Origin of the sequence: Chromobacterium sinusclupearum (genome assembly GCF_002902845.1) — a bacterium.
Taxonomy (GTDB): Bacteria; Pseudomonadota; Gammaproteobacteria; order Burkholderiales; family Chromobacteriaceae; genus Chromobacterium; species Chromobacterium sinusclupearum.
In genome coordinates this window covers 351,518-364,401 of record NZ_PPTF01000073.1, presented here as the reverse complement: position 1 = coordinate 364,401, position 12,884 = coordinate 351,518, and the positions used below count along the sequence as shown (strand labels likewise).

The 12,884-nt window shown below is 60.7% G+C and carries 12 protein-coding genes; 6 read left to right on the top strand and 6 right to left on the bottom strand.

Features of this window, described 5'->3' with window-relative positions:
- Window positions 1-7 precede the first annotated feature (7 nt).
- From C2134_RS17475 to C2134_RS17455, 5 genes are read right to left on the bottom strand one after another with little or no spacing between them, the layout of a single operon-like run.
- Window positions 8-1,081 carry a stealth family protein gene (locus C2134_RS17475; RefSeq protein ID WP_103321370.1) on the bottom strand — a complete coding sequence of 358 codons (1,074 nt, stop codon included), beginning with the start codon at window positions 1,079-1,081 and terminating at the stop codon, window positions 8-10.
- On the bottom strand, window positions 1,078-2,742 hold the full coding sequence (locus C2134_RS17470) for a polysaccharide biosynthesis/export family protein (RefSeq protein WP_103321369.1): 1,665 nt from the start codon (window positions 2,740-2,742) through the stop codon (window positions 1,078-1,080). The genes C2134_RS17475 and C2134_RS17470 overlap by 4 nt, the downstream gene beginning before the upstream one ends.
- Before the next feature lie 2 nt (window positions 2,743-2,744).
- Window positions 2,745-3,923 (bottom strand): KpsE/RkpR family capsule polysaccharide export protein, encoded by a 1,179-nt coding sequence (locus tag C2134_RS17465; RefSeq protein ID WP_199179969.1) that lies wholly within the window; start codon window positions 3,921-3,923, stop codon window positions 2,745-2,747.
- Window positions 3,907-4,578: an ABC transporter ATP-binding protein gene (locus tag C2134_RS17460; RefSeq protein WP_103321368.1), complete on the bottom strand. Its 672-nt coding sequence runs from the start codon at window positions 4,576-4,578 to the stop codon at window positions 3,907-3,909. The genes C2134_RS17465 and C2134_RS17460 overlap by 17 nt, the downstream gene beginning before the upstream one ends.
- Window positions 4,575-5,348, bottom strand: a complete 774-nt coding sequence (locus C2134_RS17455; RefSeq protein WP_103321367.1) for an ABC transporter permease — start codon at window positions 5,346-5,348, stop codon at window positions 4,575-4,577. Before C2134_RS17455 ends, C2134_RS17460 begins: the two co-directional genes overlap by 4 nt.
- Before the next feature lie 924 nt (window positions 5,349-6,272).
- On the opposite strand from C2134_RS17455, the gene tsaC reads away from it, so the two are divergent.
- The 3 genes from tsaC (at window position 6,273) to yedA (ending at window position 8,452) form a co-directional block, all read left to right on the top strand.
- Window positions 6,273-6,833 carry an L-threonylcarbamoyladenylate synthase type 1 TsaC gene (tsaC, locus tag C2134_RS17450; protein ID WP_233196491.1) on the top strand — a complete coding sequence of 187 codons (561 nt, stop codon included), beginning with the start codon at window positions 6,273-6,275 and terminating at the stop codon, window positions 6,831-6,833.
- A 25-nt stretch (window positions 6,834-6,858) separates the two neighbouring features.
- Window positions 6,859-7,527 carry a protein TolQ gene (gene tolQ / locus C2134_RS17445; protein ID WP_103321366.1) on the top strand — a complete coding sequence of 223 codons (669 nt, stop codon included), beginning with the start codon at window positions 6,859-6,861 and terminating at the stop codon, window positions 7,525-7,527.
- 61 nt (window positions 7,528-7,588) lie between these two features.
- On the top strand, window positions 7,589-8,452 hold the full coding sequence (gene yedA / locus C2134_RS17440; protein ID WP_103321435.1) for a drug/metabolite exporter YedA: 864 nt from the start codon (window positions 7,589-7,591) through the stop codon (window positions 8,450-8,452).
- Window positions 8,453-8,464: 12 nt separating this feature from the next.
- Here the strand turns inward: yedA and C2134_RS17435 are convergent, their stop codons facing one another.
- Window positions 8,465-9,619, bottom strand: a complete 1,155-nt coding sequence (locus C2134_RS17435; protein WP_103321365.1) for a lytic polysaccharide monooxygenase — start codon at window positions 9,617-9,619, stop codon at window positions 8,465-8,467.
- 382 nt (window positions 9,620-10,001) lie between these two features.
- Here C2134_RS17435 and C2134_RS17430 point away from each other — a divergent pair, with 382 nt between their 5' ends.
- From C2134_RS17430 to C2134_RS17420, 3 genes are read left to right on the top strand one after another with little or no spacing between them, the layout of a single operon-like run.
- Window positions 10,002-10,736: a GntR family transcriptional regulator gene (locus C2134_RS17430; protein WP_043629116.1), complete on the top strand. Its 735-nt coding sequence runs from the start codon at window positions 10,002-10,004 to the stop codon at window positions 10,734-10,736.
- Complete coding sequence (gene nagA, locus C2134_RS17425; RefSeq protein ID WP_103321364.1) at window positions 10,733-11,854, top strand: N-acetylglucosamine-6-phosphate deacetylase; 1,122 nt, start codon at window positions 10,733-10,735, stop codon at window positions 11,852-11,854. The genes C2134_RS17430 and nagA overlap by 4 nt, the downstream gene beginning before the upstream one ends.
- Entirely contained in the window at window positions 11,847-12,857 is a 1,011-nt protein-coding gene (locus C2134_RS17420; protein ID WP_103321363.1) for an SIS domain-containing protein, read from the top strand. The genes nagA and C2134_RS17420 overlap by 8 nt, the downstream gene beginning before the upstream one ends.
- The last annotated feature ends 27 nt before the right edge of the window (window positions 12,858-12,884 follow it).

Sequence of the window (12,884 nt, the reverse complement as noted above, 5' to 3'; positions counted from 1 at the left end):
GATAGCTTCAAGAGTAATAGTATTTAAGATGAGATTTAATTTCATTATCGGTGGATAGATAATTAAAGTCGTTCGCACAAAATGAATGAGGTGTTGATGAACTATTTTTTCTATTCTTCAAATCCTGCCAATAACTTTTTGAGACGGGAGAGTGGGAGTTAAAGTAATAGCAAATATCGCGCGCAGGAGTGGCCTGGCCTTTGGCATACATCAACCACGGCACGAGAAAGGTTGCCATGTTTAAGTCATTCACACCTCTAAACCGATTAGCTAGAAAGTTCTGGATTTTATCTTCAAATTGCTCCCATGCCATATGAAAGGTGCTTTTCCGCAAAGGGACATAACTGTGGATGAGTGGAGTGTCCACTTTTACTCCGTAAGCAGCATGTAATAAGGCAGCGCTTTGAATTGAGGCTTGAAGCGTGGGTGTGGCAACACCACGTTGGCGCATTGCATGGAGACTTTTGTGCGCAACAAATAATGAAGCAATGCCGTTTCCACGGAAGAAATGGCTTGGTGGTAATGGCCGGGCGACAAAGACATCATCGTTAAAGTAGATGAAGTGTTCGCTCAAACCTGGAATATGGTGAAGATGTGCTTCGATTACATGTGAGTTGAAGGTCGGTAGATAGCGTGTGGCGATCAGTTCCTTGTGATCGATCAAGCGGATGCGTTCATTGGGCGTTAACCAAGTGGGGCATTGCTGGTCGGTAACTAGGTAAATGCGTCGCACCCAGGGCAGATTGCAGAGTATGCTGTGCAGCGAGTACCGCAGTTCGTCGTGATTGCGAAAGCGTGCAGAGTCGGCAGCATATAAACCCAGTCGTTCGTGCGCATAATTTGCAAGGGTTTGTTGATAGCGTGTTTGCCAAGCCGGATCGCTGTCATCCACCCAGGTAAACACAACGTCAATCTCGAGGTTGTTTTCCAGCAGCTTGTCCAATGCTAAGTCATGCTTGAGCAGGATGGCCTCCTCGTCTTGTGGGCAGGCAATCTCGTTGCGAATGATGGGATAGCGCTTGTTCAGGTAATCCCGGAAAAATAGTCCAGGATGGCGCAGGAGTTTTCTGAGCTTTCTCATAGGTCGAGGATTACCTTCGCCGCCACGGCGATCTGATAAAGGATCTGGGTAATCCCGCGGGTGACTTCGATGTTCTTGCTGTCTATCTTCGGCATCACCATCACTTCGTCGCCGGCTGAGACTTTGGCGCTGGCGCTGACCGGCAGCGCTTCGCCGTTCTGCTTCATCAGAAGCAGACGGGATTTATCGGCGCTCTGGTTGTAGCCGCCGACCTGTTCGACGTAGTTGCCCACATTTAACCCCTGCTGCCAGCTGACAGCATTGGGGAACAGCACGTCGCCATGCACCATGACCACGCTGGTCTTCTCCGGAATGCGGATCACGTCGCCGTCTTCCAGCAGAGTGGTTTGCAGAGCTTTTTCATTCAGGACGACCTGGCCTTTGGGCTCTACCTTGCCGGCCTTGGCAACGAAGCGTTCTATCAGTTCGGCCTCACGGGTGCGCAGGTCGGATTCTTCCTTGGTGGAGGAGCGGGCGGAGAAGGCGGTTTCCTGCAGCTTTTGCAATGACAGCGCCAGCATGGCTTTTTGGCGTTCGGCGACAGACTTGCGGAACAGCTGGATGGCGTCGATTTGCGACATGCTGTTGGCGCGTACCTTGGCCAGCACATCGGCCATCGTCGCGCCATACGGCAGTACGATCGCATGCTCGCCGGAGTGCGCGCCTTCCACGCGAACCTGGATAGTGCCGGGGTAGCGGTCGGCGGTGACGTTGAGTTGGTCGCCGTCATCCAGGGTCATGTTGCCGGCGCTGGCGAGAGGGTAGTACTCGCTGGTCTTTTCGCTGCCTTGGCGACGAGTGATGCTGATATGGGTGGCGCCAGGTTTGGGGCGGGCCATGGCCAGCGCATCGTGGACGCTGATCTGGCTTTTGCCAAACTCGAAGTCGTTGGCGTTGTAGACCTCGCCGCTGACGGAGAAAGTGTGCTGGCGCGGTCCGACCACGATCACGTCGCCATCGGTGAATTGCACCAAGTCCAACCGCCCCTTGAGCAGGAAGTCATAGAGATTGAGCTGTTTGCGGATGGTGTCGCCACGACGGATGGTAATGTCCACATAGCTGCCGCGGTCGGCATCCACGCCGCCGGCCTTGTCCAGATAGCTCAGCACGCTGTCGGCGGCGATGCCGCCATAAAGTCCAGGCTGCTTGACGAAACCGGTGACGAAGACTTTTACCGGTTGCGAGACGTCCAGCGCGGCATAGGCATGGACATTGGCTTTGTAGACGCGGCGCACATGATTGGCGATGACGCTGTTCAGCTCGCCGTTAGGCACACCTGAAACGGTGACAGGGCCCACATTGGGGACAAAGATGTTGCCCTGCGGGTCTACCGTCAACTGGCCGTCGTAGATGAAGGCGCCCCACAGCCGCAGGGCAATGCGGTCGCCAATGCTGATCTGGTAATCCGGGTTGAAACCGATGCCCGCGCTGTGGCGGAAGGCGCCGCCAAACAGTTGCGAGCCGAACATGCGGCTGGGCGCCTGCACAGGGACTTGCGGTTCGATGACGGCTTGCGGTGCCGTGGCGGGGGGCGTGGCTGGCGCGGCCTTGATGGCGGCCAGCGCCGCGGCATCCGACATGGCGGGGCTGCCCATCATCTGGTTGGGCAATGCGAAGACCGAACAGGAGGCAAATAGTAGAACAAATGGTGTCAGGCGCATTTTTAAATCTTGTGATCTTCAATAATGGACAGCGTCAGGCGCACGGTGCCGTACAGCAGGCTGCAAACCAGCAACAGGGAGCCCAATGCATAGAGCTTGCGCGGGTATTCGGCCTCTTCCGGCAATTGCGGCGAGCTGATGACGGCGAGGCTTTTGAGTTTGTGCGCGGAGGCCACTTTGGATTTTTCCAGCGCGGTAAGCGCCAGCTTGTATAGATCGGTGCGGAACTCGACGTAAGCGCGCAGTTCCTGGAATTGGGCAGTTTTGCGATTCAGCTTGTCGTCGTCAGGTGAGACAAGTTTGGATTTTTCACGCGAGATCTGGGTTTTCAGGGCATCCAGCGCGTTGCGGGCTGAGATGACTTGCGGCGAGTCGGCTTGCAGATAGCTCTGCAGATTGCGCAGCTCCGCCTCGAGTTGCGCCTGCTTGCCTTCCAGTTCCGCCACCAGTTGCCCGGTAGCCTGTGCTTGGGCGTGAGGGTCGATCAGGCCATGGCGGTTTTGGTAGCCCAGCAAGCGCTCTTTGGCCTGGTTGAGCTCCTGATAGGCGTAGTCCACTTCTTTCTGTGCAAAAGCCATGTCTTCACGGCTGATCTTGTGCGACAGCTCGTTGATGAAGCGCTCGCTTTCCGCCAGGATGGCTTGGTTGAGCTTTTGCGAGAAAGCGGGACTAAAACCCTGGCTGCGGATGACCAGCAACGCTGTTTTCTCGTCAAACTGCACGTCCACGCGGGCGCGGTAATAACTTAGGAACTCTTCGCGCGTGGCATGGCTGGGCAGTCGATAGTACCAATCCCAACCTGCAGGTTCGGCAAAGGCCTGCTTCAGGTTCAATGTCTTATCCAGGCGCGCCAGCATGTCTGGGGACAGGATGTACTGCTGCAACAGCATGGCGTCTTCTCGCAAGGTGGACGCGTTGCCCCCCAACAGAAATCCCAGGTCGAGACTGCCGGCTTTGTCGTCAGAGCCGCGCTTGACGATGACGCGCGATTCGCTGACATAGCGGTCTTGCGCGAGGGTGACAAAGTACAGGCTGGTCAACAGCAAGGGTAGGGCGAGCAGCAGCCATGCCAGCTTGTCCTGGCGGGCGCGTTGCAGCCAGTCATGCTGCGGAGTGGTTGGCGTGGGCAGGGAGGAAGCGCCATCAGCCTGGGGAGGGGTGAGATCAAACCACTTGAACATCTTCTTCTTTCTTATAGGCCTCGATGGCCTCATCGATCTGGTTGTAATAGCGCACGCCGTGGCGGCCCAGCAGCAGGGCGGCGTCGCAGAAACGCCGGATTTCGCCCATGCTGTGCGACACCATCAAAAACTGGCTTTTCTGGCGCTTTTCTTCGATCAGTCGCGCGCTCTTGTTTTTGAAGCTGGCATCGCCGACGGCGGTGACTTCGTCTACCAGGTAGTAGTCAAAATCGAATGCCATGGACAGGCCAAATCCCAGGCGAGACTTCATGCCTGAGGAGTAGGTCTTGATCGGCATATCAAAGTGTTTGCCAAGCTCGGCAAAGGCTTCGACAAAGGCCACTTTTTCCGGCAACTCATGTTTTTCGGCATAGAGCCGGGCGACGAACTTGACGTTTTCCCGCCCGGTCATGCTGCCCTGGAAGCCGCTGGCCAGGCCTACGGGCCAGGAAATGCTGCGGTCGGTATGGACTTTGCCGCAGTCCGGGCGATCCATGCCGCCCAGAATGCGCAGCAGGGTGGATTTGCCGGCGCCGTTGCGGCCAATCAGGCCCACGCTGACGCCGGATGGAATGTCCAGGGTCAGGTCTTGAAACACGTAATGCCGTCCCGCAGGCGTGCGATAGGACTTGCTGAGGTTGCGGATCTGGATCATGAACGCAGGATCGCCGGTTCGCGGGCTTTGTAAAGCAACAGCCCAATGAGTAGGGAAGACAGGGCCCACAGCCATAAGTACGACAAGCTGATGTCATACAGTGGGTAATTGGGCGAAACGGCGTGACGCATCAGCTCAAATGCATGGAGCAGTGGGTTCCAGTCAACGAGATAGCGGAATTCCGGCGGAAAGACGTGCAGGGAAAACATTACGCCGCTGGCGAAATACAGCGGGCGCACCAGCAGCGGCAAGATCTTGTCCGCTGCTTTGAACGCGTGGCCGAGCACCATGAAGGTGAAGCCCACGCCTTGTGACAACAGCGCCAAAGCCATCCAGATGGCGAGCAGCACCGGTATGTTGTCGATGCGCATTGGCTCGCCCAGCAGCCAAAGCCCCGCCATCAGCACCACAAAGCACCCGCCTTGGACTAGGCACTCCAGCAGCGAGCGGGCCAGCATGGCATCCACCGGGTGAACCGGGCGGTAGCTGAACAAACCACGGTTGGCTTCGATGGCGTTGAGCGAGCGCGTGGCGATGTTGGAAAACAGGCTGTAGGGCACGATGCCGCAGACAAAGAACACCGGAAAGGAGATGTCCGGCATCACGCGATGCATCAGGTAGCCCATGATGGCTAGCATCACGGCCATCTGCAGTACTGGCTCAAGCAATGCCCACAGATAGCCTAGACGGTATTCGCCAAAGCGGGTTTTCAGTTCGCGCAAAAAAAGCGCATGCACCGAGGTGCACATAATGTTCCAGGAGCTGCGCATGGTTACAGGTCAAAGTATTTAGTTGGTGCGTATGCGTCTTTGCCGATGTTCAAGTTCTCATGGAGCATTTCCCATGAGGCAACGGTGTGAACCATGCTTGGGCAACACACCACTATCTTGATGAAATGCTGGTGTATTTTCTTCTGCGCTTCATACCTTCATGCCGCGGCTGACAGAGGATGAGTGCCCAAGCAATCTGGGTGTGCTTTATGTAAGCCGGGCATCCATTCTCGAGCGGGGCTAACGCAGCGGCTATGTCGATTCCAAGCGCCAGCGCAATGGATAGCGAAAGGCTGGCATGTGAGATTCGATGGAATAAAACTGCGCAACATAAAAAGAATTTGCTACTTAATATGTTTGAAATAAACCGTATTTTGACATGGTTGACACGAAATTGTAACGGACAGTACGAGAAACGAGCAAAAAAATGGCAAAAATGCAGGATTAAGTATTTTTGCAGATTGATTTATGATATTTGAAAAAAATTATGTAAACAACAACAATAGATTGTAATCGCTATTTACATGGCGATAGAATTTGTTCGAACCATTTTTGAGAACATTCAAGCGATTGCAATGATCTGGTCATGGCGTGCTCATGTGCATACCTGTATATGCGCCTTTGCCACAGTCTTTTTGCAAACTGTTTACATATATGGCCTGCCCCGGCTCTTGCAGGAGGCACGCATTCCTGTTTTGTTGCGGCTACATCTAGTTGCGTCTGCATGGCGAGCGAGGGGGTTGGCAACTGGACTTTGTTGGAGTCCCTTGTGATGGAGGGTGTGCGCCGTATGTGGCTGGTGAATGGCACAGGCACATGGACTCGAAATGTACTTTTTGAGGCGTTCTGACTTTTGCTGCTGAGTTGGCATTACAATGACTGCTTATTTTTGTTTGAATTGCCATGAATTTTGGTCTTGTTCCTGTGCCCCGCCTTCCGGGGGCATTGCTGATTCGCCGCGCGCGCGCGCGTCTGCGCCATGGCGGCGTGATCGCCTATTCCACCGAATCCTGTTACGGCCTGGGTTGTCATCCGCTCGACGTGCGGGCGATCCACCGCGTGCTGGCGATCAAGGCGCGGCCTAATCACAAGGGTTTGATCGTCATTGCCGCCGATTTCGAGCAGATCCGCCATCTGGTGCGGCCGCTTTCCGCGGCGCAGCGCGCGGAACTGGCGCGCTATTGGCCCGGTCCATACACCTTTCTGTTGCCGGCTTCGCGGCGGGTGCCGCCGGCGCTGCGCGGCCGGCATGACAAGATCGCGGTGCGGGTGACGGCCCATGGCGAGGCGGCGGCCTTGTGCCGGGCGCTGGGGACGGCCTTGGTGTCGACTTCGGCCAACCGCGCGGGCCAGAAATCGCTGAAAACCGCGCAGGCCTGCCGCAAGGCATTCAAAGACAAGGTGTTGACCTTGCCCGGCCGCATCGGCAAACGGCGCAAACCGTCCACCATCATCGATCTGGAAACCGGCCGCGTGTTACGCTAGCCGTATGTGAACCGAGGAAGAAAACGTGCAACAGATTTCATTCATCAGCCTGATCCTGAACGCCAGCCTGTTGGTGCAGTTGGTGATGGCGGGCCTGGCCTTGACCTCCCTGCTGTCCTGGGCGCTGATTTTCAACAAGATCTCGGTGCTGGGCGCGGCCAAGCGCCATAGCGAGGAATTCGAGCGCAATTTCTGGAGCGGGGCGGATCTGAACCGTCTGTACGAGGATGTATGCCGTCGCAGCGACGCGGTGGGGATGGAGCGCATTTTCCAGTCCGGCTTCGCCGAGTTTCTGAAGCTGCGCGGCCGGACCGGCACGGAGCTGTCGGACATCATGGACGGTTCGCGCCGGGCGATGCGCGCGGCGGCGCAGCGCGAGCTGGACGCGCTGGACAGCCACACTTCTTTCCTGGCGACGGTCGGTTCGGTCAGCCCTTACGTCGGCCTGTTCGGCACGGTATGGGGCATCATGCATGCCTTCATTGGCCTGGGCAACGCCGGCCAGGCCACGCTGAGCACGGTGGCGCCGGGCATTGCCGAGGCGCTGGTGGCGACGGCGATCGGCCTGTTCGCCGCCATCCCGGCGGTGGTGGCCTATAACCGCTTCGCCACCGATGTGGACCGCCTGGCCACCCGCTTCGATACCTATATGGAAGAGTTCTCCAACATCCTGCAGCGGCTGGCGATGCGCTAAGCCGCTTGCCGCCCTGGCTTGCCTCTGGCATGGTTTGAGTCCGTACCGTCTGGACTTCGCCATGCCTTTTTCACGTCTCGCGCCGCTCACGCTGGCGGCCTTCTTTGCGCTCTACATCATCTGGGGCTCCACCTATCTGGCCATTCGCATCGGGGTGGAGTCCTGGCCGCCGCTGATGATGGCCGGCACCCGCTTTCTGTTGGCGGGCGGCATCGTCCTGGCCTATCTGCGCTGGCGCCGCGTGGCATGGCCGGATGCGCGCCAGCTGCGCGGGGCGGCCATTCTTGGTGTGCTGATGCCGGCGGTAGGCAACGGCCTGGTGACGATGGCCGAGCGCGAGGTGTCGTCCGGCGTGGCCGCGCTGGTGGTGGCGACGGTGCCGCTGTTCACCTTGTTGTTCGCCCGTCTGTTTGGCCACAAGTCGCGCGCCTTGGAGTGGGCGGGCATGTTGCTGGGCGTATTCGGCATTGTGCTGCTGAATCTGGGTTCCAGCCTGCGCGCCAGTCCGGAAGGGGCGGTGCTGCTGGTATTGGCCTCGGCCGGCTGGGCGCTGGGCTCGGCCTGGAGCAAGCATCTGGCGCAGCCGCCGGGCGCGATGGGCAGCGCCTGGACCATGATCTTCGGCGGGTTGGCGCTGCTGGCATCCAGTTTCGCCATCGGCGAGCGCTTGACGGCCTGGCCGGGCGCTGCCGGCTGGGGCGCCTTGCTGTATCTGACGGTGTTCGGCTCGATGATCGCCTACAGCGCCTACCTATATCTATTACGGACGGTGTCGGCCGCCGCCGCCACCAGCTACGCCTATGTCAATCCGGTGATTGCGGTGCTGCTGGGCGTGCTGTTCCTGGGCGAGCATGTCGGATTGCAGGAGATGCTGGCCATGGTGGTGATTGTGGCGGCGGTGCTGCTGATCAGCTGGCGGCGTTAGCCGGACGGCCCCTTACAGAGCCTGCCATAGCGCCGGTTGGCTGGACGGCGTCCAGCCGGAGCCGACCGTGGCGGTATGCGGCTGCAGGCAACGGTAGCTGCGGCCCTGATAGCTGACCAGCTGGCCGGCGCGGTAGGGCGCCCCTTCGCGCCAGTTGGCCGGCAGCGGCGGCACAATGCCGCCGTTGCCTTTCTTCAAATCGATGTTGTAGCCATAGCCCGGATAGCCATCGTTGAGATAGACGCGGTTGGCGCTGGCGCTCTGCACCGGCGTGATCACAACCTGCCGCTGCCGTTGGCTGGCCACGCCGATGCGTATCGCGCGCGATGTGGCATTGACCTTGCGCGCCAGCTCGTAAGGCCAATTGGCCATGCCGGCGTTGGCCGGCGTCAGCTTGACGCTGTGGCTCTCGGCATCATGTCCCAGCGCGTCGAATACCCGCAGCGTCACCGTGCTGTTGGCCGGCAGATCCTCATGCGCGACGACGTTGCCTATCTCTTTCCATGGATTGGCCAAAGGCGGCTTTGCGCCGGGAGTTTGGCCGTCGGTGTCGAACATCACGTCGGAGCACGAGTAAAAGGCCTCCTCGCTGTCTGAACGCTTCCACACGTTGTAGATGATGTGGCGGCCGCTCTTGCCGGCCGGCAGCGGCAGCGTCATCCGATAGCGCTTGTCGCCGTCCAGCCGCGGCGTGCCGTTGATCGTGCCGAACAGTTCCAGATCAGACCACTTCAGCGGCTGCTCCGGCCGCCAGCCGTCGCGCGTGATGTAGAAACGGAAGTATTGGGTGGCATGCGGCGCGGTGGCGCGGTAGACGAACTCGTAATTGCCTTTGGCGTCCGGCACGATGCGGGTGGCTGGCCAGTCGGCGCGCGGCTGGTTGAAGCCGCGGAATTCGGCCTTGCCGCCGCCGCACAGCGTGCCATCCGGCACCACGGCCTGGTGTTGGTCGCCGGATGGGTTCTGGTTGATGCCATTCCAGTCATACATCGCCTGAGTGCCGCCGATTTGCCTGGCGTCCTGGCATGCCTTGCTTTTTGGCGCTTCCGGGCCTTCCAGATAGCAGCCGTAGACGCGATTCAGCGGTCGTTCCATCGTGCCGTGAGCCCATAGTTGGGCGCTCAAGCTGCTCAGGACCATCACGGATAGGTGCCAATACGGTTTCATGCGGATTCCTCGTCTGATAGTGGTATGCGGAGGCTTCTACGTCGATCGCGCGGCCATCCTGGGCCGCCCATCCCGGCGTGCGGGGCGCGCCCTGCCAGGCGTGGCGGCTATTGTGGCAAGGTTTGACTGGGAGTTGACCTGTCCCGATGGCCCGGCCTGGCGCCGGGTCGATTTCTTTAAGGCGTCCCGCCGACTGTCGCGGCGATGTCATGTCTCGCGAATCAATTCACCTTGCCTTGATAATTGGTATTGACGTGGTATTAATGTGGTATTAACGTGCGGAGTGTAGCGAACGGATTACGCGGCATTCGGAACAGGGATGGGATACCGGCGGCGGGAGACTAGGCTTACACTGCCATTTTCAGACCACTTGCAGACGACCATGGAAAACCGCTGGCAAGCATTGAAACCGGATGAAACCCTGAGCACCCCGCTGTACCTGCAGCTGTCGCGCAAGCTGGCCGACGCGATCAACGCCGGCTGGTGGCAGGCAGACGAGGCGCTGCCGTCGGAACGGACGTTTTCGGAAGAGCTGGGCATTTCGCGGGTGACCGCGCGCAAGGCGATGGATGTGCTGCTGGAGCAGGGCATGATCCGCCGGCGCCAGGGATCGGGCACCTTCATCACGCCCAGGCTGGAGCAGCCGCTGTCGCGTTTGACCGGCTTTACCGAGCAGTTGAGATTGCGCGGCTTCGTGCCGTCCTCGGTATGGCTGGAGCGCGGGGTGTTTCCGCCCAGCAACGAGGAAGTGATCAAGTTGGGGCTGTCGCCGACCTCGATGGTGGCGCGGCTGAAGCGCCAGCGCCTCGCCGACGGCGTGGTGATGGCGATTGAGATGAGTACGATGCCGGTGGCGTATCTGCCGGACCCGCAGTCGGTGGGCACTTCGCTGTACGCCCATCTGGACGCGGCGGGACATTCGGTGGTGCGCGCCCTGCAGCATATCCGGGCGGTGAATGCTTCGGGCGAGATCGCCCAGCTCGCCGGCATCCGGCCGGGCGAGGCGATGCTGTTGATCACCCGTATCGGCTTCAATGCCGACAATGTGGCGATCGAGCTGACCGACACCTATTGCCGCAACGATTATTACGACTTTGTAGCCGAACTGAAACGATGACTTTGAACCAGACCTTGCAGGGCCGCATCCTCACCGCCTCCGGCTGGATGGACGGCACCGTGCGCCTGGCGGCCGATGGCCGCATCGCAGCGATAGACGCCAGCCTGGCATCGGGCCGGCAGCCGGAACGTTACATTCTGCCCGGCTTCATCGACCTGCACGTGCACGGCGGCGGCGGCGTGGACATCATGGAGGGCGGCAACGCCGTCTCCCATGTCGCGCGGCTGCACGCCCGTTTCGGCACCACCTCGCTGCTGGCCACCACCATGACCGCGCCGCCGGACGAAATCGCCCGCGTGCTGGCGGACATCGGCCGCTGCAGCAAGGAGCGGGCGCCGGCCGGCAGCCGCGTGCTGGGCGTGCACCTGGAAGGTCCGTACATCAACCCCGGCAAGCTGGGCGCGCAGCCGGACGACGCCTGTCAGGCGGCGATGGCGCAGATCGACGCCTACCGCGCGCTGGCGCCGATCTCGCTGATCACCCTGGCGCCGGAAATCCCCGGCCACATGGACATCATCCGTCTGCTCAGCGCCCAGGGCGTGCGCGTGCAGATGGGCCACACCCTGGGCAGTTACGAACAGGCTGTGGAGGCTCTGCAACAGGGCGCGTCCGGCTTTACCCACCTCTTCAATGCGATGACCGGCCTGCATCACCGCGAGCCCGGCGTCGTCGGCGCGGCCTTGGCGCATGCCGAGTACGCCGAGCTGATCCCCGATCTGCTCCACGTCCATCCGGGCGCCATCCGCACCGCCTTGCGCGCCATTCCGCGCCTTTACTGCGTGACCGATTCCACCGCCGCCGCCGGGATGCCGGACGGCCAGTACAAGCTGGGATCGCACTCGGTGACCAAATGCATGGGCGGGGTGCGTCTGGCCGACGGCACCCTGGCCGGCAGCACGCTGACCATGGATCAGGCGCTGCGCAATCTGGTGAAGATCGGCCTGCCGCTGGCGGATGCCTCGCACCGCCTGTCGCTGTACCCGGCCGACTATCTGGGCCTGGCCGAACGTGGCCGCCTGGAAGCCGGCGCCTGGGCCGACATCGTGGTGATGGACCCGGAACTGAATTTGCAGCAAGTCTACGTTGAGGGAGAGGAAATTGGCCTCGTTGATGCTTGAAGAAGCGCTGTACGCCGCCGAAGCGGTGGCCGCGCAACATATGTACGCCGATGAAGGCCTGGCCGCGCTGGGACGCGAACTGGCCCGCATCCGTCCGCAGCTGGCGCTGACCGTGGCCCGCGGCAGTTCCGACCACGCCGCCAGCTATTTCGCCTATCTGGCGATGCAGCGCCTCGGCGTGCCGGTGGTGTCGCTGCCGATGTCCATCGTCACGCTGCACCAGTCGCCGCTGGCGGTGAAGGGGCAGCTGGCCGTCGCGGTATCGCAATCCGGCCAAAGCCCGGACCTAGTCGACACCATGAAGGCCCTGTCCGATGCCGGCGCCCACACCGTGGCGCTGGTCAACAAGCCACACTCGCCGTTGGCGGAAGCCTGCCATTGGGCGGCGCCGCTGTGCGCCGGCGAGGAAAAGAGCGTCGCCGCCACCAAGAGCTACATCACCGCGCTGTCGGCCGTGGCCCGCCTGGTGGCCCACTGGCAGAACGACGCGGGCCTGCTGGCCGCGCTGGAGAACCTGCCGCAGCGCCTGACCGAGGCCGCGGCCCAGGACTGGTCCGCCGCCATCAAAGTGCTGCAGCCGGCGGAACGCATCATGGTGGTGGGCCGCGGTCTGGGCTTTGCCGTGGCGCTGGAAGCGGCGCTGAAGTTCAAGGAAACCTGCGCGATCCAGGCCGAGGCGTTCTCCGGAGCCGAGATCAAGCACGGCCCGATGGCGTTGATCGACGAAGGCTATCCGCTCTTGGTGTTCGCGCCGCGCGGACCGGAGCAGCAGGGCCTGATCGCCCTGGCCGCCGAGATGCGCGGCCGCGGCGCCAAGGTCTTGCTGGCCGCGCCAGCAGACGTGGACAGCCGCGACCTGACGCTGAGCGTGGCCGATGACGAGGCGCTGGACCCGCTGCTGGCGATTCAGAGCTTCTACCTGATGGCTGCCAGGCTGTCCGAGGCGCGCGGGCTGAACCCCGATGTGCCGCGCCACCTGTCCAAGGTGACCTGCACCCGCTGAGGCGGGCGCGCGCAAGGATGTGAAGGT

Coding starts and splice junctions, on each gene's coding strand:
- C2134_RS17475 (WP_103321370.1), bottom strand. CDS start 1,081: ATGAGAAAGCTCAGAAAACTCCTGCGCCATCCTGGACTATTTTTCCGG.
- C2134_RS17470 (WP_103321369.1), bottom strand. CDS start 2,742: ATGCGCCTGACACCATTTGTTCTACTATTTGCCTCCTGTTCGGTCTTC.
- C2134_RS17465 (WP_199179969.1), bottom strand. CDS start 3,923: ATGTTCAAGTGGTTTGATCTCACCCCTCCCCAGGCTGATGGCGCTTCC.
- C2134_RS17460 (WP_103321368.1), bottom strand. CDS start 4,578: ATGATCCAGATCCGCAACCTCAGCAAGTCCTATCGCACGCCTGCGGGA.
- C2134_RS17455 (WP_103321367.1), bottom strand. CDS start 5,348: ATGCGCAGCTCCTGGAACATTATGTGCACCTCGGTGCATGCGCTTTTT.
- yedA (WP_103321435.1), top strand. CDS start 7,589: ATGCCTTTTTCACGTCTCGCGCCGCTCACGCTGGCGGCCTTCTTTGCG.
- C2134_RS17435 (WP_103321365.1), bottom strand. CDS start 9,619: ATGAAACCGTATTGGCACCTATCCGTGATGGTCCTGAGCAGCTTGAGC.
- C2134_RS17430 (WP_043629116.1), top strand. CDS start 10,002: ATGGAAAACCGCTGGCAAGCATTGAAACCGGATGAAACCCTGAGCACC.
- nagA (WP_103321364.1), top strand. CDS start 10,733: ATGACTTTGAACCAGACCTTGCAGGGCCGCATCCTCACCGCCTCCGGC.
- C2134_RS17420 (WP_103321363.1), top strand. CDS start 11,847: ATGCTTGAAGAAGCGCTGTACGCCGCCGAAGCGGTGGCCGCGCAACAT.